This is a genomic window from Streptococcus sp. F2, from assembly GCF_056500955.1.
On the sequence record NZ_JBWKAI010000027.1, the window covers coordinates 1 to 20,302 of the forward strand.

Sequence of the window (20,302 nt, forward strand, 5' to 3'; positions counted from 1 at the left end):
GGTTATAATCAGGTTTTTCTTTGTGTAACATAGGAGAACCTCACAAGTCCTTTTTCTTATATTATACTCCTAAATATCATGAAAAGCCCCTAGAAAAGTGATTCTAAGGACTTTGTCTTCAGTCTGAAATCCAGTTTAACACTGGATTTTTTTACTATAATTTTGCCTTCAAATAATGACCAGTATAGCTTTCTTTGACACCTGCAACCTCTTCTGGTGTCCCCGTCGCGATAATCTGACCACCACCAACACCGCCTTCTGGCCCCAAATCAATGATATGGTCGGCAGATTTAATAACATCCAAGTTATGCTCAATCACAAGAACCGTATTGCCATCGTCTACAAAGCGTTCTAATACCTTCAAAAGCCTTGCGATATCATCTGTATGTAAGCCAGTCGTTGGTTCGTCCAAAATATACAGACTCTTTCCTGTCGACCGCTTGTGCAATTCACTAGCCAACTTCATCCGTTGGGCTTCTCCCCCAGAGAGGGTGGTAGCTGGTTGACTCAAGGTCACATAACCAAGTCCAACATCCTTAATCGTTTGAATTTTTCGAGCGATTTTAGGAATAGCAGAGAAAAATACCAAGGCATCATCCACAGTCATATCAAGGACTTCTGCGATATTTTTTCCTTTGTAATGCACTTCAAGTGTTTCAGAGTTATACCGTCTGCCGTGGCAAACCTCACATGGCACATAAACATCTGGCAAAAAGTGCATTTCAATTTTGATAATCCCATCACCTGAACAAGCCTCACAACGCCCACCCTTGACATTAAAAGAGAAACGTCCTTTTTTGTAGCCACGAATCTTAGCTTCGTTGGTTTGGGCAAACAAGTCTCGAATATCATCAAAGACCCCAGTATAAGTTGCTGGATTTGAGCGCGGCGTCCTCCCAATCGGACTTTGATCGATGTCAATCAACCGTTCAATATGTTCAATACCAGAAATAGACTGATACTTCCCAGGCTTGTCGGTATTCCGATGAAGTTTCTGAGCGACAGCCTTTTTCAAAATACTATTAACCAAGGTAGACTTACCAGAACCCGATACCCCTGTAACAGCAATAAATTTTCCGAGAGGGAATCTAACATCAAGGTGTTGAAGATTGTTCTGTGCTACTCCTTTTATTTCAATGAATCGGCCATTACCAGAACGGCGCTCTAAAGGCACTGGAATGAATTTTTTACCAGACAAATATTGACCCGTGATGGATTTTTTATTCTTAGCCACTTGTTTCGGCGTTCCAGAGGCAATAATTTCTCCACCGAACTCACCTGCCCCCGGCCCCACATCAATCAGCCAGTCAGCCTGCATCATGGTGTCTTCATCGTGTTCTACCACAATTAACGTATTACCCAAATCACGCATTTTTTTCAGGCTCTCGATCAAACGGTCATTGTCTCTTTGATGCAATCCAATAGAAGGCTCATCCAAGATATAGAGCACCCCTGATAGGTTAGAACCAATTTGTGTTGCTAACCTGATTCGTTGACTTTCACCACCTGATAAAGTCCCAGCAGCCCGTGACAAAGTCAGATAATTCAGTCCCACATTATTTAAGAATGTCAGACGGTCATGAATTTCTTTGACAATCGGTTTAGCAATGGTACTTTCATTTTCTGTGAGTTCCAGTTCTTCCAACAACTGCAAGTGGTCGGCAATCGATAATTCTGAAATTTGACCAATATGAGGTCCTTCTTCGCCACCCACATGCACACACAAGGCTTGGTCATTCAAACGGTAACCATGACAAGTCGCACAGGTCAATTCGTTCATATAACCACGCATCACATTGCGCGTATAATCACTATTAGTTTCGTGGTAACGGCGATTAACATTGGTCACAACACCCTCAAAAGGAATGTCAATGTTACGCTCACCACCAAAATCATTCACATAGTGAAAATGAAATTCTCGGTCTCCTGAACCATAAAGAACTAAATCTCTTTCTTCCTCAGTCAAGGCCTCAAAAGGTGTATCCATATCCACCCCAAAACTCGCCATAGCTTGCTCAAGCATAGTTGGGTAATAATTGGAGGAAATAGGATTCCAAGGCGCCAAAGCTCCCTCTCTCAACGTCTTACTTGGGTCAGGAACAACCAAGTCCAAATCAACTTCTAGCTTAATACCCAGCCCATCACAGGTTGGACAAGAACCGAAAGGCGCATTAAAGGAGAAGAGTCTTGGCTCCAATTCAGGAACCGTAAACCCACAGACAGGACAAGAATAGTGCTCAGAAAAGAGCAATTCACTGCCGTCCATAGTATCAATGACGACATAACCATCTCCCAGCCTTAAAGCTGCTTCAATGGAATCAAATAATCGACTGCGAATGCCATCCTTATTAACCAGACGGTCAATAACCACCTCAATGTTGTGCATCTTACTTTTGGACAACTCTGGCACTTCTGTCACGTCAAAAATATCCCCGTCAACGCGCACACGGACATAGCCATCTTTTTGAATTTTCTCAAAAACTGTTTTGTGTTGCCCCTTCTTCCGACGAACAACAGGAGCTAAAATCTGCATTCGAGTCCGTTCAGGGAGGGCCAAGACCTGTTCAACAATTTGCTCCACAGAAGACGCCGTGATAGCACCATGCCCATTGATACAGTAAGGTGTGCCCACACGCGCATATAGTAGACGTAAATAATCATTGATTTCAGTCACCGTACCAACCGTTGAGCGGGGGTTCTTACTGGTGGTTTTTTGGTCAATGGAAATAGCAGGGCTAAGACCGTCAATGGAATCCACATCTGGTTTTTCCATATTACCCAAGAACTGTCTAGCATAAGCTGATAAACTTTCTACGTAACGACGTTGCCCTTCCGCATAAATAGTATCAAAGGCTAGACTGGATTTTCCTGAACCTGATAACCCTGTCACGACAACTAATTTGTCTCGTGGAATTTCCACGTCAATATTTTTTAAATTGTGGGCTCTTGCCCCATGAATAATTAATTTATCTTGCATCTTGAATGTGCCAAAAGGCACCCTCCTAATCGAGATTTCTTATATTATAACAGAAAATTATGAGAACTAGTTGCCCCAAACTTTGCGATTTTTGGTATAATAGATAAGTATTGAGAATTTTTCAGAAAATCCTTGAGAAGGCTTTATTATCAAGGTTTGATGTCAATCTCTACCAGTTAATCATCAAAAAGGAGGGCTTGTCATGAAACAAATGTTTCTTTCATCGGCAATTGAATTCAAAGAAATAGAAACATTCGAGCCAGGAGCTTGGATTAAACTGGTTAACCCTTCCCAGGAAGAATCTATGGAGATCGCCGATCAATTTAACATTGATATTTCTGACTTGCGCGCCCCTTTGGACGTGGAGGAAACCTCACGTATTGCCGTAGAAGATGATTATACCCTAATTATCGTAGACGTCCCGATATACGAAGAACGTAACAATAAAAGTTACTATATTACTATGCCTTTAGGCATTATTGTAACGGAAAATGCTGTTATCACAACTTGTCTGCATGACATGACCCTTTTCGATCATTTTCACAACCGTCGGGTCAAAAATTTCTATACCTTCATGAAGACACGTTTTGTTTTTCAGATTCTATATCGCAACGCCGAGCTCTTTCTGACTGCCTTGAGAACCATTGATCGCCAAAGCGAACGTTTGGAAGCTCAGCTTGAAGCAGCTACTCGAAATGAAGAACTTATCGACATGATGGAACTTGAAAAATCCATTGTCTACTTAAAGGCTTCCTTGAAATTCAACGAACGCATCGTCAAGAAATTATCCAGCTCAACCAGCTCCCTCAAGAAATATATTGAGGATGAGGATTTGTTGGAAGATACCTTGATTGAAACCCAACAGGCGATTGAGATGGCTGGCATTTATGAAAATGTCTTGAATGCCATGACCGAAACCACTGCTTCCATTATCAACAACAACCAGAACACCATTATGAAAACACTGGCCTTGATGACCATGGCTTTAGATATACCAACTGTAATTTTCTCTGCCTATGGTATGAATTTCCAGAACAATTGGCTACCGCTAAATGGTTTAGAACATGCTTTTTGGTATATTACCTTGATTGCTATGCTCCTTAGTTCCTTTGTTGTGATTTACTTTATTAGAAAAAAATGGTTCTAGAGTGGAGCAAGCTGCAGTATGCGGTTAACACCTGACAAAACTCTATGTCAAACGGCTAGCACTAAAGTCTCACCGCCACTAGCCAATATCATTGACTTACTTTAACTAACCCATATAAAGAAGGGATTCCCATGGAATTACAAGAACTTACCAAAAAAAATCAAGAATTTATCCACACCGCTACCAACAAATTGATTCAAGACGGCAAGTCCGATGAGGACATTAAACTGATTCTGGAAGAAGCCATTCCAACTATTCTCGAAAACCAGAAAAAAGGAGTCACCGCTCGAAATCTATTAGGCACTCCGACCGCTTGGGCAGCTTCCTTTAGCCAAGACCCTAATCAAAAACAAACTGCAGAAACTGACAAAAACACCAACCCTTGGTTGATGTGGCTCGATACCTCTTTATTGTTTATCGGGGTGGTTGCTCTGCTAAATGGCATTATGACCTTCTTCAACACAAACGCTACAGTTACAGGATTGATCTCTTTATTGGCACTAGGTTTTGGTGGAGGAGCTTCTATGTATGCTACCTACTATTTTATTTATCGCCATCTCGGCAAAGATAAAAGCCTTCGTCCAAGTTGGTTCAAAATCATCGCAGCCCTGTCATTAGCCATGTTGATTTGGATTGCCTTGTACTCTGCAACTGCCTTTTTACCAACCTCTCTTAACCCACAGTTGCCTCCTTTTGCCTTGCTCATTATCAGTGGTGTTTCCCTTGCCTTACGCTACTACCTACAACGCAAATACAACATTCAAAACACTATGTCACCTGTTAACAAATAACAACCATTTAATCCTTGCTGTCTACGCAAGGATTTTCGTTTACTATCATTCTCTCTTTTAGACAAAACTCACCTATACGCCTAGACTAATCCTAGTCAACTAAAAAACAGTCCGAAATGGACTGTTTGTTTTTTAGTCTTCGTTTACGTAAGGCATAAGAGCCATAACGCGAGCACGTTTGATTGCTGTTGTTACTTTACGTTGGTTTTTAGCTGAAGTTCCAGTTACACGACGAGGAAGAATTTTTCCACGTTCTGAAACGAAACGGCTAAGAAGTTCAGTATCTTTGTAATCAACATATTCAATTTTGTTAGCTGCGATGAAGTCAACTTTTTTACGGCGTTTGAATCCGCCACGACGTTGTTGAGCCATGTATTTTCTCCTTTATATTTTTCAAGATATAAATTCGCCAGAGGTCACAGTCAGAAATCCCACTCTAAAACCATCAGCAAATCTATTCAATTCAATGTATTCGTTCAACCCATTCTGACTAGAATGGAAGATCGTCATCTGAGATATCCATTGGGTTTGAATTGCCAAATGGGCTATCATCTCTTCCAAAGTTAGGTGTTTGTTGTGCAGGCGCTGAGTAACTGTTCGATGATGAAGTGTTATTGTTAAATCCACCATTAAATGAGCCAGTTGAGCCACCTTCACGTGTAGCACGGCTTTCCAACATTTGGAAATTATCTGCAACAACTTCTGTTACATAGACACGTTGTCCTTGTTGGTTTTCGTAGTTACGTGTCTGAATACGACCCGTAATTCCGATCAAGGCACCTTTTTTAGCCCAGTTTGCTAAATTTTCAGCAGGTTGACGCCAGATCACACAGTTAATAAAATCTGCCTCGCGTTCACCATTTTGACTTTTAAAGGTACGGTTAACAGCAAGTGTGAAAGTAGCCACAGCTACTTGACTTGGTGTGTAACGAAGTTCTGCATCCTTGGTCATGCGACCAACTAGTACTACATTATTAATCATAAACTACCCTCTTAGTTGGAATTAAGCGTCAAGTTTAACGATCATGTGACGAAGAATGTCACCATTGATTTTTGAAAGACGGTCAAACTCGTTAAGAGCTGCTGCGTCAGTCGCTTCAAGGTTAACGATGTGGTAAAGTCCTTCACGGAAATCGTTGATTTCGTATGCAAGACGACGTTTTTCCCAATCTTTTGATTCAACAACAGTTGCACCGTTATCAGTCAAGATAGAGTCAAAGCGTGCTACCAAAGCGTTTTTAGCTTCTTCTTCAATGTTTGGACGAATAATATAAAGAATTTCGTATTTAGCCATTGATGTTTTCCTCCTTTTGGTCTAATGACTCGCTACCTTTGTAACGAGTAAGTGAGGGATGCTCACAGATTACTAGTATACCTGAAACTGACGTTAAAATCAAGGGAAATTTGCTTTTTCGTGCAAAAAAAGATACCCACTGCACACCATGGGTATCTTGCTTTGTGATTATTTTTTTAGTGATAATCTCCCTTCTACAATCATTTCATAAGGAGTTGTATTAGTCGTTCCTCTAAAGAGGAGATATGATTTTGATTTTTAATGCGCAATCTCCTTTCTATTAATTAAATGAAATGGTTTTTAAAAGGATATCTTGTTCTTGATTTTCGTTTTTCGTTATTTTAGTCATTTATGACTGTTACATTGGGTTCACTCCTTAACCTATTTTCTGCAATAGGCTAAAATGTCTCCGTTTTTGTATCTTGCTACGTTCATAAGACCCTCCTATTTCGAAATGCAGTATTCCCTGAGTGACAATAACAACACATTAAAATAAGTAAATCTTTCACACTGAGTGATAATAACAATATCAAGGATGACTAGTGACAAGTTAACTAGTCTCCGTTTTTATAGCGTCCTTTATTGAATCTTAGCATAACATACGTCCTTTCAATATTGGAGATTTTTCAAACTTATACTGTTTAGAGCGCTCCTTTGGCCAATTCGGATTTCTCGATAAGTTTTAGCATGTGATCACATTTGATAGTCTTGTAAAATTGGTTTGCCTACCGTTTGTTGAAGTTTTTAATCTCCGTTTTTGTACCGTGCGACATGTCCGTTCATCATAAGAATACCTCCTATAATTAGTTGTCACTTGTCATCCTTCTTTATAGTTTTATTATAATGTAAGCGTTTACTAAAGTCAAGTTTTTAGAGTTTTTTCTTTTATCAAAAAAAGTTTAGGAGCTAAACGTCCTAAATCTTCATCAATTCGGTTGACTGCTTCCTCTGACGAGGTCTGTTATCATTGTTTAAACACCCAAAAAATAAGTAAAAAAAGAAAAGGCAATAAACAATTTTATCCAGAGGGCAAAATATAAAATCAATGCTAAAATAAAAAGATTAAGTTTTCGAAAAAGAATAGCAACAAAAGCACACAAAATGCCCAAAGCAGGAAACACTTTAGTCATCATAAACCACTCCAGTTGAAGGCCCTCTAATGACGTATCAAAAGGGTAAAGGTAATTCAAAAACAAAATCAGTATCATGAAAGCAAAAAATAGCCATGAATACTGATCTACAAGATGTTTTAGCTTTAAAAACATACTCCCTCCTCTCAAGCTTTATTATCTCTTTTATTAATTTAATACGGCTTATCCCACATATAGATGAGATTTTGTTAATTTTATTATAATCTATTTTAGGCAAATGTGCAAATCTCAGGGAACATTTTCTCTTATTTTTTCGAAAGCCTATGTTACAATAACAACATGATTGATTTAAAGGATTATGGCATTGACATGTGGGACGAAGAAACCATTATTTCTTTCCGTCGCACTCTTTTAAACTGGTATGATCAAGAAAAACGTGATTTGCCTTGGCGCCGAACCAAAAACCCTTACCACATCTGGGTTTCCGAGATTATGCTTCAGCAAACTCAGGTGATTACGGTTATTCCTTATTACGAACGCTTTTTAAATTGGTTTCCCACCATTGACAAATTAGCCAATGCTGATGAAGAACGCTTGCTCAAAGCATGGGAAGGCTTAGGCTATTATTCCCGTGTCCGTAACATGCAAAAAGCGGCGCAGCAAGTCATGACAGAGTTTGGCGGGGTATTTCCCTCCTCCTACGAGGACATCTCCAAATTAAAGGGAATAGGTCCATACACTGCTGGAGCTATTGCCAGTATCGCCTTTGACTTTCCTGAACCTGCTGTCGATGGGAACGTGATGCGCGTTATGGCCCGTCTATTTGAAGTGAACTATGACATTGGAGATCCCAAGAACCGGAAAATTTTCCAAGCATTGATGGAAAGATTAATCGATCCCGACCGCCCTGGAGATTTCAATCAGGCCTTGATGGATTTAGGTACGGATATCGAATCGGCTAAAAATCCTAGACCAGAAGAGTCTCCTATCCGCTTTTTCTGCGCTGCATATTTACATGGCACCTATGATAAATACCCTATTAAGGAACCAAAGAAAAAACCACGTCCTATTGAGGTTCAAGCTTTTATTATCGTCAATGCTGACGAGGAACTACTTTTAGAAAAAAATACCAAAGGGCGATTACTAGGTGGTTTTTGGTCCTTCCCTCTAATGGAAACTAGCTTTGTGAGTCAACAGCTAGACCTTTTTGAAGAAAATCACCCTGATCTCGTAAGGGTTTCTAAAACCAAACTTTTCGAAGAAACTTACGGGTTGGTACCCCGGTGGACAACTGACACTTTTCCTCTGGTAAAACATACCTTTAGCCATCAAAAGTGGACCATCGCTTTAACAGAAGGCCTTATTTCCCAACAAGAACTTCCCAAAGGGAAAGAAATGGCTTGGGTCAAGCTCTCTGATATAGAAAACTATCCTATGGCAACACCTCAAAAGAAAATGTTAGAGGCTTATCTAAAACGTCGATGACGTCAAGATAAAAAAGAACTGAGAGACTTAATCCTCTTCAGTTCTTTTGTTTTACTTTCTTTTAGCTTAATTCAGCCACAATAGCCTTAATCTGGTCTTTGGTATGAACACCTGCCACTTGTTTTACCACTTTACCGTCTTTTTTGAAAAGCAAGGTTGGGATAGACATAATACCAAATTGTTGAGCAGTATCAGGGTTTTCATCTACATCCAATTTCACAATTTTGAGTTCATCTTCATCCAATTCTCCAGCTAACTGATCAAGGATTGGCGCTTGCATCAAACAAGGTCCACACCAAGTTGCCCAAAAGTCAACAAGAACTAAACCATCATTTGTTTCTGCTTCAAAGGTAGCATCTGTTACAATATGTGCCATACGTTTTTCTCCGTTCTTCAAGTTTATAAGCCTATTGTATGGCAAATAGACTGATAATGCAAGAATCTGCTACGCACTGCCTATCCTCCAAGAAAAAGGTCTTTGTGTCATTTTTTTCTAGCAATGTTTTTATACAACGGCCATCGTAGCGATTTTAAGACAAGTTTGGCTACTTTTGTTAAACTAGTACTAGTTAGACATAATTAATTACAAAGGAGGTTATTTTTATGGAACATTACGACCTTATTGTTATTGGATTTGGCAAAGCAGGTAAAACATTAGCCGGCAAGATGGCTCAGCTAGGGAAACGGGTTGCCCTCATCGAGCAAAATAACCACATGTATGGTGGTACTTGTATCAATATCGGCTGTATTCCAACCAAATCATTAATTGTTGCAGCAGAATCTAATGCAACTTTCGAGCAGGCAATGGAGCATAAAGATACAGTTGTTAGTCGGCTTCGTCAGAAAAACGAAAACGCTTTAACAAACTCGGATGCTGTTCTTTACAATGGGAAAGCTCGCTTTTTAGCTAATAAAACAATTCTCATTGAAGCCGGTAGCGATCGACTTGAATTAGAAGGAGAAACAATTGTCATCAATACAGGGGCCGTCTCTAATCAGTTCCCAATTCCTGGCTTAGCTGATAGTCATCATGTGGTTGATAGCACTGGCCTTCTTTCTGTAAAAGAACAACCTCAACGCCTGGCTATTATCGGTGGAGGAAATATCGGGCTAGAATTTGCTAGTCTTTACGCTAAATTAGGTAGCCAAGTGGTTGTGTATGAGGCTGCCCCAGAAATCTTAGGACGTTATGAACCAAGTGTCGCCAAATTAGCAAAACGTTATTTAGAAGAAGACGGTATCACTTTCCATCTATCTGCGTCGGTTGAAGAAGTTAGCAATAATGAGGCTGGTCAAGTTCTTGTTAAAGCTAATGGAGAAACGGAAGCTTTTGACCTCTTGCTTTACGCTATGGGACGAAAACCTGCTACGGAAGATTTAGGATTAGAAAACACCGATATCACAGTGACAGATCGTGGCGCTATTGCCGTTGATGATTACTGTCAAACAAGTGTTGAAGGGGTTTATGCTGTTGGAGATGTAACTGGTGGTCCTCAGTTTACTTACACTTCTTTAGATGATTTTCGAATCGTCTTTGGGCAATTGACAGGAGCCAGCACCTACAATCACAAGGAACGCGGGCCAATCCCTATAACGACCTTTATCGAGCCACCTTTATCTCAGGTTGGTTTGACAGAAAAAGAAGCTCAAGAAAAAGGAATTCCCTACAAAGCCAATGAACTTTTGGTGGCTAATATGCCACGGGCTCATGTCAATAATGATCTTCGAGGTCTCTTTAAAGTCCTTATTAATACAGACACCAAAGAGGTTCTAGGGGCGACCTTACTAGGAGCACAGTCTCAAGAATACATTAATCTTATCAAGATGGCTATAGATAATCATATCCCTTATACTTACTTAAAAAATCAAATCTTCACCCATCCCTCAATGGCAGAAAACCTCAATGATGTCTTCAATATCTAATAGCCACATTCAAAAACAAGCCTGTCTCAACTGTTACTTTCGGTAGAGGCAGGCTTGTTTTAGTTATCTTTTCAGAAAGAGTGTGAAATATCTCACCCTAAGTTCGCAATGGTACACCCTGATCCACCCGCATTCTGTGGAGCATAACCAAAGCTTTTAACATGTTTGTTTCGTCTGAGGTATTTGGTAACAGCTTCACGGATTACACCAGTGCCAATCCCATGAATAATATCCACTTGGCTCATGTTATTTAAGAGAGCTTGGTCAATAAAGGCGTCTAGTTCTTGCATCGCTTCTTCATACCGTTTGCCACGCAAATCCAGACGGGCACGAGGACCAACACCAGTAGCAGCCTTCTTGACCACGTTGATAGCTTTTTTCTTTGGTTTTTGAGCTTCCTCAACAACCTTCACGAGACTAAATTCATCTTCTTTGAGGGTCATTTTGATCAGTCCAACTTGCGCTTCCCACTTCTTATCTTTGAGTTCTTTTATCAAGGTTCCTCTTTGGCCATAGGCTGTTACAATAATATCGTCTCCTACTCGAGGAGCTCGTAATTGCTTCGCTTTCTTTAGGACCTTGTTTTGAGATAGACTCTTTTCTGGCACTAACTGTTTGAGTTGCCCCTTGGCTTCAATAACTTCGTGAGGTTTAAGTGCAGCTTTGTCATGCAACTGGTTTAAAATACTGTCACTTTCTGCTAAAGCTAAGTCTACGATCTCACGCGCTTCAAGGGTAGCTTTTTCAATTTCCTTATCTTTGGCCTGTGAGAATTCATTGTACAATTTTTTGACCGCACGGTTAAATTTGAGGTTATCTTGCTCCACTTCTCGAATATGGTCAAGCCGCTTACGACTCTCCAGAGCTTGTTTCTCTAACTGTTCGATAATACGGTTAACATCACTATCTGTGTCCGTCATGTTTTGAGCTTCTTTGACAATGTGTTCTGCCAACCCAAGGCGTCTAGCAATTTCAAAGGCATTTGAACGACCTGGAACTCCCTGCATAAAGCGGTAAGTTGGTTTTAAACTCATGCTATCGAACTCCATACTGGCATTTTCCACATAGGGAGTTTCGATGCCATATGCTTTTAGTTCAGGGTAATGGGTAGTCGCCATGGTTTTGATATTAGTCAAGCGTAACTGCTCCAAGATTGCCATAGCAAGACTTGCTCCTTCTTGCGGATCTGTTCCTGCCCCCAGCTCATCAAAGAGTACTAAACTGTCTGCATCAGCTTGATTTAAAATAGCAACAATGTGAGTCATATGGCTAGAGAAAGTTGATAAGCTCTGCTCAATGGATTGTTCATCGCCAATGTCAGCAAAAATACCACTAAAAACAGCAACTTTGGAACCTTTATCTGCTAGAATAGGCAGACCCGATTGGGCCATTAGCTGGGCTAAACCAAGCGTTTTTAGCATGATGGTTTTACCACCAGTATTCGGACCAGTAATCACAATAACAGCCAAATCCTTAGAGAAATGCAAATCATTAGCAACTGGCTCCTGCAAAAGAGGGTGGCGCACATTCAACAACTGTAAACTTTTATCATCCGAAATAGCCGGGACCGTGGCCTTATTGTCTCTCATATAGAGGTATTTGGCTCTGACAAAATCCAGATGCCCCAAAATCCAAGCATTATTGGTAAGAACTCGACTATGAGGTCTAATCAGGTCTGATAGGGTTTGAAGGACACGTGACACTTCATGGCGTTCGTCGGCTTGTAACTGCGTCAGCTCTTCATTTAGTTGAACAAGAGCTCGTGGTTCAATATAAACCGTATTTCCTGAAGCCGAAATATCGTGAACGACCCCTGCCACCTTATTACGGAAGGTGTTTTTGACAGGTAAGACACTACGTCCGTTTCGGCTAGCAATCAAGCTTTCTGACAAATAGTCCCCTTGCTTTTTGAGTAAATCTTGTAAGACATTCCGGCTCGCATGTTCTTTGTCTGAGATGCTACGACGAATTTTTTCTAACTCGGGACTGGCAAAACTTTCCACAAAACCACCGTCATTAATAGCCTGAAGACTGCCTTGGAGGCTAGGAAAAAGCTCCAGATTTTCAAACAAACGCTTCAAGGCTTGTAGCTGAACGTTTTCCAAATCAACATAAAAGCGACTCGCTTCTGCTGATACCTGAAGTATTTTTTTGACTGCTAATAATTCGGGAATGCTCAAATCAGCTTCCAGTTCTAAACGTCTCATGCTAGCTGAAATGTCAGACATACTGCCCAATGCAAAGTGATGTTGCTCTACAAAAATGCCAGCCATTTCTTCAATTTCTAAAAAGTAATGTTTGATTTTCTCATGATGATTGAGGGGTTCGAGTTGGTCTAATTCACGGTTCCCCTGCTCTGTCTGCAGGTAGGCCCGAAATTGTCCTTTGACCTTATCAAATTCTAACTGTTCTAAAATCTTTTTATCCATATAAATATTATACCTAAAATTATTTAAAAAAGGGCAAGAAAGTCGTTCTCCATCAACGACTTCTCAGCACTGCCATTCTATCAATAGCCTTTCTAATAAAAAAACCTATGACTAACTAGCCACAGATTCTATTGTGTTATAATCAACACTGTTTATTAGACAATTGCCTGAATCCAAAGTTTGTGAATAACCGTTGTAAAAGGCGGGAAATGTTCAATCAACAAGCGACTGAGAGAACTAGCCTGCAAGTGATTCTGAATAAAAGGCATTGGAATCGTTGCTAAAATAGACAAGGCCATGCTAACAAACAGAAGTGATACCAGAAGAGCTAGTATACCACTGACAACTTTTGCTCTTTGGTTGTCAAAATAATCAATTGGGAAAAAGTGCACCAGTACCCCAACAAGCCGTACCACAGCATAAGTTCCTAAAAAGAGAGCAAAAAAAGCGATGCCAGCATAATAGACCTTGCTCAAATCAAACAAGTCGACTTCCTTAAAGAAGAAAGTGGTCACTCCTTCTACAGGGTTAGAGTAGGGGATCCACAGGGTAATCTTGTGGGCTAGACCGACATAGAAATGGTGAGCCACCAACAAAGAAACTAAAGCTCCCAAAGTATAAAAACTTTGAAGAATAATCCCTCTATTGTAACCAATATAGATATTCCAAATCAAAACAAGCACAATTAGTACGGATAACATGACTAAACCTCATTCACATCTACTTGATTAGCCTTTTCTTGAAGACCCGCCAAGGCTTTTTGACGGAGGTCTAACAGTTCCGCCTCCATTTTTTCAATTTCAATTTCTCGACTTAATTGTGTTGATAAGGTATTAATAGTCATCAAGATAGCAATGGTCTCATTATCAGCTTCCGGCAAATGCTCTTTGATGGTATGGTATTTTTCCTTAGCCACACGTTCAACTTCTTCCATAAAAAGATTGTCTTTGTCTGTTGTTAATGTTAGTGTTTTTTCACCAAAGGTGAATTTATAACGATTAATACTTTTCATAGGGTCACCTCTTTAGCATTATACCGTAAAATCAAGCTTTCGTAAAATGTTCACGACTACTAGTCCCAGCTTTTTAACGGACTACGAGTATCTTTTCTCCCCAAAATAAACTTGGGAATCGACCACAGTCTGTCATTTTATGTTAAAATAGTTCTTATGGACACCTTAGTTTTAAAAATAGATGCTCAGTTGAGTCAATCGCTAAAAGAACAGTTAGTTGCTAATCAAATCAGCAATCGAAACCCGTATGTGGCTTTCGCTGCCAAAAAAAACGGGGTTACCTTACTCTTATATACCTCTGGCAAATTGGTCTTGCAAGGTTCATCAGCTGATGCTCTGGCAGAGGAACTTGGCTTGCCAGTAACCAATTCAAATTCCCAAAAGGCGAGCACCAACCAAAATTTGCCCATGATTGGGAGTGATGAGGTAGGAAACGGTTCTTACTTTGGTGGCATTGCGGTAGTTGCCAGTTTTGTGCGTCCTGAAGACCACGCCTTTCTCAAACAATTAGGTGTCGATGATTCCAAAACCTTAACCGACCAGACCATTCGGCGGATTGCACCTATTTTAGAGGAAAAGATTCCGCATAAATCCTTGTTACTCTCTCCCAAAAAATACAACGAGATGGTGGGCAAAGACAAACCCTACAATGCGGTTTCAGTCAAAGTAGCTCTTCATAATCAGGCCATCTATTTGCTTTTACAAGAAGGAATCAATCCGGAGAAAATTGTGATCGATGCCTTTACTAGTCAAGCCAATTACCAAAAACACTTAAAAAAGGAAAAAAATCAATTTCCTAACCCTTTAACCTTTCAAGAAAAGGCTGAGAGTCTCTATTTGGCAGTAGCGGTTAGCTCGATTATTGCTCGAAACCTCTTTTTAGAAAACCTTGATACATTAGGCCAAGAATTAGGCTACCGTTTACCAAGCGGGGCTGGACAAGCCTCAGATAAAGTCGCCAGCCAACTCTTAGCCGCTTATGGCATGTCTAGCTTAGCATATAGTGCTAAACTCCATTTTGCCAATACTCAAAAAGCCCAAGCGCTTCTCAATAAACATCATTAAAAAGGAATTATATGAAACACTTTATTAAAGAATGGGGCCCATTTACCCTCTTTCTCATCCTCTTCGGTTTATCTCGTCTTTTCTTGTGGCAAGCTGTTAAAGTTGATGGCCACTCCATGGACCCTACGTTAGCCCATGGGGAACGTCTCATTGTTTTAAACCAAACTAGAATTGACCGTTTCGATATTGTCGTTGCCCGTGAGGAAGAAAATGGGCAGAAAAAAGAAATTGTCAAACGAGTTGTCGGCATGCCAGGTGATACCATTGCCTACAACGATGATACGCTTTACATTAATGGTAAAAAAACAGATGAACCTTACCTAGTTAACTACCTTAAAGAGTTCAAAAAGGACAAGCTTCAAAAGACTTACGCTTACAATAGTCTATTTCAGCAATTAGCTGAAACATCGGATGCCTTCACCACTAATGCTGAAGGTCAAACACGTTTTGAAATCAGCGTACCAGAAGGTGAATACCTCCTTCTTGGAGATGATCGAATTGTCTCACGCGACAGCCGTGAAGTTGGTAGTTTTAAAAAAGAAAAACTTATCGGTGAAGTCAAGGCTCGCTTCTGGCCGCTCAATAAAATGACTCTTTTTAAGTAAAAAACAAGCCTGCCTTCGGGCAGGTTTTCGACTATCTTGCATAGACAGAAAGGTCCCTTATGGAACACTTTTTTACAGGTACTGTTGACCGCATTATCTTTGAAAATGCAGCTAATTTTTTTAAAATCCTTCTCCTTGCCATCGAAGACACAGATAGTGATATTGACGACTTTGAGATCATTATCACAGGGACGATGGCTGACATTATTGAAGGTGATGACTACACCTTTTGGGGGGAATTGACCCAGCACCCTAAATATGGACAGCAACTCAAATTAAGCCGTTACCAAAAAGTTAAACCTAGCTCATCTGGTTTGGTTAATTATTTCTCCAGCGACCATTTTAAGGGGATTGGAAAGAAAACAGCGGAGAAAATCATTGCGCTATATGGCAATAATACTATTGACCATATTTTAGAAGACCCAAGTAAATTAGAAACTATCTCTGGTCTGTCCAAGGCTAATCGTCAAGCCTTTGTCGCTAAACTGAAATTGAACTATGGCACAGAGCAACTGATTGCTGGTCTCGTCGAACTTGGCCTTAGCAACCGTTTTGCCTTTCAAGCGTTTGAGAAGTACAAAGAAGAGGCTCTGGACCTTGTTAAAGAAAATCCCTATCAATTAGTCGAAGATTTACAAGGTTTTGGGTTTAAGATGGCAGATGCTCTTGCTGAAAACTTAGGTATTGAGAGTGACTCTCCAAAACGTTTTCGTGCCGCCCTCTTGCACTGCCTCTTGGAAGAATCCGTCAGTCGAGGAGACACTTATGTCCAAGCACGACAATTATTAGACTTTGCCATCACACTCCTTGAAGATGCACGTCAAGTAGAATGTGACCCTGCTGCTGTGGCTGAACAACTAAGCGAGTTAATCATAGAGGGCAAAATCAAAAACAGTGACACCAAATTGTTTGATGCTAGCCTTTATTTTGCTGAAGAGGGGATTGCTAAGAATATCTCTCGTCTCTTAGATACCCCTTTAAGTCAGTCATTTAGTCATGATACCATCCAAACAACCATCCAAGCCGTTCAAGAAGACTTTGCTATCACTTATGACCAGGTGCAGCAAGAAGCCATTGCTAAAGCCTTAACCAGCAAGGTATTTCTCCTAACAGGTGGTCCCGGAACAGGGAAAACAACTGTTATTCGAGGCATTTTACAGGCTTACGCTAACCTGCATCAGATTGATTTGGATAAAAAAGACCTTCCTATCTTGTTAGCAGCTCCAACAGGTCGGGCTGCACGTCGTATGAATGAGTTGACTGGACTTCCTAGCGCAACCATCCACAGGCACTTAGGCCTCAATGGCGACAATGATTACCAAGCCATGGAAGATTATCTAGACTGCGACTTGCTGATTGTCGATGAATTTTCAATGGTGGATACCTGGCTTGCTAACCAATTGTTAGCAGCGATTAGTTCAACAACTCAAGTAATTATTGTCGGAGATAGTGACCAGCTTCCTTCGGTTGGACCCGGTCAAGTCCTGTCAGATCTTTTAAAAGTCAATAGCCTGCCTCAAATCGCCTTGCAGAAAATCTTTCGTCAATCCCAAGAATCTACTATTGTAGATTTGGCAGACCAGATGCGTCGAGGAATCTTAGCTGCTGACTTTCGTGACAAAAAAGCTGACCGTTCTTATTTTGAAGCCCAAGCCTCTTTCATTCCAGACATGATTCAAAAAATTGTTCTATCTGCTATTAAAAGTGGCATCCCTGCTGAGGAAATTCAAATTTTAGCGCCTATGTACAAAGGACAAGCTGGCATCAATCATCTTAACCAATTGATGCAAAACCTCCTCAACCCTTTGGAAGGGCAAACGGAATTTCTGTTCAATGATACGCATTTTCGTAAAGGTGATAAAGTCTTGCACTTAGTCAACGATGCTCAGTTGAATGTCTTTAACGGAGATATTGGTTATATTACAGATTTGATTCCTGCTAAATACACCGAATCTAAGCAAGACGAATTAATCTTAGATTTTGACGGTAGCGAAGTAACGTATCCTAGAAATGAATGGCTAAAATTAACCCTAGCCTATGCCATGAGCATTCATAAGTCGCAAGGGAGCGAGTTTCAAGTGGTAATTTTACCCATCACACGCCAAAGCGGCCGACTTTTGCAACGAAATTTGATTTACACGGCCATCACTCGGTCTAAAAGCAAACTAATCATGCTAGGCGAAATCGCCGCTTTCGATTATGCCATCAAAAATGAAGGCGATAAGCGCCAAACCTACTTGATTGAACGCTTCCAAGAACAATCCGACTTAGCCTCCTCTCAACCTAACCACGAGCTAAAATCAAAAGAGCAGAGCTCCCTTTTTTCTAATACGGCAACCCTTGAGGACACCTCTCAAAAATCTTCCTCTCAATCAACAAACTCTAACCCCACTGAGAACTCGCCGTCAGATAATGACGATTTTAGGTTAACACCTGAGAATTATTCGACTATTGATCCGATGATAGGGCTTACAGAGTCAGATATTATCCTCTTTTTCCAGAAAAAATCCTAGAGAACGGATATTTTTGATTAATCTATGGTATAATATTTTTGTATTAAACACATTATACAATTTCGGATTAAGGACTCTAGGAGGATTATATGATTTCTTATGAAAAAGTGCGTCAGGCACTCAAAACGTCTACTATTGCTATTATTATTCTAAACGGGCTTGGAGTTGTACTGTCATTAATGGGATTTGCAGGGATTTTCTACTTACAAAGCCAACTCAAGAATGAAGAATTCCGTTCCCAATTCACTGCTGAGCAATTAGCACAGATGCAAAGCACCATGACACCATTTATGATTTTCCTTTCTGTCTTAAATGTGCTTGCTATTATTGCTATCATTGTCTTTTGTGCTCAAAACTTGTCCAAATTAAAACAAGGTCTAACGGTTAGCTATATTCCTTATATCTTAGGACTTATCCTTTCTGTTATTGGTTTGGTTAGCCAGTTCACAACAACCTTGTCAGTGGTTGGAACTATCCTTATCCTTGCACAAGCTGCTCTTTATGGCTTTGCTTTTTACAAAGCCAAAATCCTTAACGACAAAGACACTGATATCGACCAAGACCAATCAATACTGTAATATCACACGAAGTAAGATAAGCTGACTAGGACTTTTCCTAGCCAGTTTATTTTTGTCTCTAAAAATAGGAAAGAGGAAAGCCTTCTTCCTACGATAAATCCAAAGCAATATCTGCCATCTTGTCCTCCAAGTTGGTCATGGTCACTCCCAACAAACGAATACCTACCGTATGTTCTGGTAAGGTATCAAAGATAGATTCGGCCACCTGCTCAATTTGTGCGGCATCCCTTGTCAGTTCTGGTAGGGTGACTCGCTTAGTTAAAGTAGTAAAATCAGCATAACGCACCTTAAGCACAATGGTCTTCCCTAACTTTTTATGGTCTTGTAGGAGAGCGGCCACGCGCCTAGCATTTTTACTGATTTCTGCTTTGATATCAGCTTCTCGATAAAGGAGTTTGGCATAGGTTCTCTCGCTACCAATCGACTTTCTTATACGATTGGGTTTAACTGGAGAGTGGCTAATGCCTCTAGCTTTACGGTAAAGATCAAATCCAAAGCGGCCAAAATGGTCAATCAAGGTCATTTCAGGAACTTCTAACAAATCCTGCCCTGTGTAAATCCCCATCTCATGTAATTTTTCAACTGACTTCTTACCGACACCATGAAACTTTTCAATAGGAAGGTTGGCTAAGAAGGATAGGGCATCTTGGGGCAAGACAAGCGTTAGTCCATGCGGTTTTTCAAAATCACTGGCTAGTTTAGCTAAAAATTTATTATAAGAGACTCCCGCAGAGCAAGTGAGGTGAACCTCATTCCAGATATCATGCTGAATCAGTTTAGCGATTTTCACAGCTGACTTAATCCCCAACTTATTATCCGTCACATCAAGGTAAGCCTCGTCAATAGACATAGGTTCAACCAAATCAGTATAACGTTTAAAAATATGGCGAATTTCCTGACCAACACTTCGGTATTTTTCGTAATTCCCAGAGATAAAGATAGCTTGAGGACAACGCTCATAAGCCTCTTTAGAGCTCATAGCAGAATGAATCCCATATTTCCTAGCTTCATAATTACAAGTAGAGACAACACCGCGTCCCCCAGTCTCTCTAGGATCTTTCCCAATCACAACCGGTTTCCCTTTTAAGGCTGGGTTATCTCTTTCCTCAACTGCAGCATAAAAGGCATCCATGTCAATATGGATGATTTTTCGTGACGTGTCATTAAGCAGTGGAAAAATAAGCATCGGCCCCTCCTGACTATATTATACTCCTTAGAGCATCTAAAGCCAAAAGAATACATTCTAATACAGTTTGTGACTGTTTCAACAATCTGTATTATAAAAGAATCTTAGGTTTGTCAAGAATTTTGCTTGGGAAAACGTTTCCTATATGTTAAACTTAGAATTGTAAATGTAACAGATCGCTTTGTTACTAGAATTTAAGGAGAAAT

18 protein-coding genes are annotated in these 20,302 nt (G+C 40.3%); 8 read left to right on the forward strand and 10 right to left on the reverse strand.

From position 1 onward, the window contains the following. Positions 1 to 154: 154 nt before the first annotated feature. Positions 155 to 2,977, reverse strand: a complete 2,823-nt coding sequence (gene uvrA / locus ACYTR8_RS08300; protein WP_479642002.1) for an excinuclease ABC subunit UvrA — start codon at positions 2,975 to 2,977, stop codon at positions 155 to 157. A 202-nt stretch (positions 2,978 to 3,179) separates the two neighbouring features. On the opposite strand from uvrA, the gene ACYTR8_RS08305 reads away from it, so the two are divergent. Then, positions 3,180 to 4,124, forward strand: coding sequence for a magnesium transporter CorA family protein (locus tag ACYTR8_RS08305; RefSeq protein ID WP_111717550.1), 945 nt, complete (start codon positions 3,180 to 3,182; stop codon positions 4,122 to 4,124). 131 nt (positions 4,125 to 4,255) lie between these two features. After that, positions 4,256 to 4,915: a DUF1129 domain-containing protein gene (locus tag ACYTR8_RS08310; RefSeq protein ID WP_479641995.1), complete on the forward strand. Its 660-nt coding sequence runs from the start codon at positions 4,256 to 4,258 to the stop codon at positions 4,913 to 4,915. 132 nt (positions 4,916 to 5,047) lie between these two features. Here ACYTR8_RS08310 and rpsR read toward each other — a convergent pair whose 3' ends face one another. The 4 genes from rpsR to ACYTR8_RS08330 form a co-directional block, all read right to left on the reverse strand. Further along, positions 5,048 to 5,287: a 30S ribosomal protein S18 gene (rpsR, locus tag ACYTR8_RS08315; protein WP_002983142.1), complete on the reverse strand. Its 240-nt coding sequence runs from the start codon at positions 5,285 to 5,287 to the stop codon at positions 5,048 to 5,050. 118 nt (positions 5,288 to 5,405) lie between these two features. After that, positions 5,406 to 5,897 carry a single-stranded DNA-binding protein gene (locus ACYTR8_RS08320; protein ID WP_002993238.1) on the reverse strand — a complete coding sequence of 164 codons (492 nt, stop codon included), beginning with the start codon at positions 5,895 to 5,897 and terminating at the stop codon, positions 5,406 to 5,408. A 21-nt stretch (positions 5,898 to 5,918) separates the two neighbouring features. After that, positions 5,919 to 6,209, reverse strand: a complete 291-nt coding sequence (gene rpsF / locus ACYTR8_RS08325) for a 30S ribosomal protein S6 (protein WP_002983117.1) — start codon at positions 6,207 to 6,209, stop codon at positions 5,919 to 5,921. A gap of 971 nt (positions 6,210 to 7,180) precedes the next feature. After that, the gene (locus tag ACYTR8_RS08330) at positions 7,181 to 7,474 is read right to left on the reverse strand and encodes a hypothetical protein (RefSeq protein WP_003052683.1); all 294 of its coding nucleotides are present in this window, start codon (positions 7,472 to 7,474) and stop codon (positions 7,181 to 7,183) included. Between the two features lie 165 nt (positions 7,475 to 7,639). On the opposite strand from ACYTR8_RS08330, the gene mutY reads away from it, so the two are divergent. Then, positions 7,640 to 8,785 (forward strand): A/G-specific adenine glycosylase, encoded by a 1,146-nt coding sequence (gene mutY, locus ACYTR8_RS08335; RefSeq protein WP_479641996.1) that lies wholly within the window; start codon positions 7,640 to 7,642, stop codon positions 8,783 to 8,785. 61 nt (positions 8,786 to 8,846) lie between these two features. On the opposite strand, the gene trxA is transcribed toward mutY, so the two are convergent. Then, positions 8,847 to 9,161, reverse strand: coding sequence for a thioredoxin (gene trxA, locus ACYTR8_RS08340; RefSeq protein WP_003052691.1), 315 nt, complete (start codon positions 9,159 to 9,161; stop codon positions 8,847 to 8,849). Between the two features lie 227 nt (positions 9,162 to 9,388). Here trxA and ACYTR8_RS08345 point away from each other — a divergent pair, with 227 nt between their 5' ends. Continuing rightward, entirely contained in the window at positions 9,389 to 10,708 is a 1,320-nt protein-coding gene (locus ACYTR8_RS08345) for an FAD-containing oxidoreductase (RefSeq protein ID WP_479641997.1), read from the forward strand. A gap of 92 nt (positions 10,709 to 10,800) precedes the next feature. Here ACYTR8_RS08345 and ACYTR8_RS08350 read toward each other — a convergent pair whose 3' ends face one another. The 3 genes from ACYTR8_RS08350 to ACYTR8_RS08360 all read right to left on the reverse strand — a co-directional run bounded on the left by ACYTR8_RS08350 (position 10,801) and on the right by ACYTR8_RS08360 (position 14,149). Further along, the gene (locus ACYTR8_RS08350; RefSeq protein ID WP_479641998.1) at positions 10,801 to 13,137 is read right to left on the reverse strand and encodes an endonuclease MutS2; all 2,337 of its coding nucleotides are present in this window, start codon (positions 13,135 to 13,137) and stop codon (positions 10,801 to 10,803) included. A 155-nt stretch (positions 13,138 to 13,292) separates the two neighbouring features. After that, a complete protein-coding gene (locus ACYTR8_RS08355; protein ID WP_003052699.1) occupies positions 13,293 to 13,838 on the reverse strand; it encodes a CvpA family protein in 546 nt (181 codons plus the stop codon). Positions 13,839 to 13,840: 2 nt separating this feature from the next. Next, on the reverse strand, positions 13,841 to 14,149 hold the full coding sequence (locus ACYTR8_RS08360) for a hypothetical protein (protein ID WP_003052702.1): 309 nt from the start codon (positions 14,147 to 14,149) through the stop codon (positions 13,841 to 13,843). Positions 14,150 to 14,305: 156 nt separating this feature from the next. Here ACYTR8_RS08360 and rnhC point away from each other — a divergent pair, with 156 nt between their 5' ends. From rnhC to ACYTR8_RS08380, 4 genes are all read left to right on the forward strand, one after another. Next, positions 14,306 to 15,214, forward strand: a complete 909-nt coding sequence (rnhC, locus tag ACYTR8_RS08365) for a ribonuclease HIII (protein WP_138126476.1) — start codon at positions 14,306 to 14,308, stop codon at positions 15,212 to 15,214. A gap of 11 nt (positions 15,215 to 15,225) precedes the next feature. Then, complete coding sequence (gene lepB, locus ACYTR8_RS08370) at positions 15,226 to 15,819, forward strand: signal peptidase I (protein WP_111717557.1); 594 nt, start codon at positions 15,226 to 15,228, stop codon at positions 15,817 to 15,819. 59 nt (positions 15,820 to 15,878) lie between these two features. Next, positions 15,879 to 18,332 carry an SF1B family DNA helicase RecD2 gene (gene recD2, locus ACYTR8_RS08375; protein WP_443597594.1) on the forward strand — a complete coding sequence of 818 codons (2,454 nt, stop codon included), beginning with the start codon at positions 15,879 to 15,881 and terminating at the stop codon, positions 18,330 to 18,332. An 89-nt stretch (positions 18,333 to 18,421) separates the two neighbouring features. Next, on the forward strand, positions 18,422 to 18,910 hold the full coding sequence (locus tag ACYTR8_RS08380) for a hypothetical protein (protein WP_269760316.1): 489 nt from the start codon (positions 18,422 to 18,424) through the stop codon (positions 18,908 to 18,910). A gap of 88 nt (positions 18,911 to 18,998) precedes the next feature. Here ACYTR8_RS08380 and dinB read toward each other — a convergent pair whose 3' ends face one another. Beyond that, on the reverse strand, positions 18,999 to 20,096 hold the full coding sequence (gene dinB, locus ACYTR8_RS08385) for a DNA polymerase IV (RefSeq protein ID WP_479640600.1): 1,098 nt from the start codon (positions 20,094 to 20,096) through the stop codon (positions 18,999 to 19,001). Positions 20,097 to 20,302 lie beyond the last annotated feature (206 nt).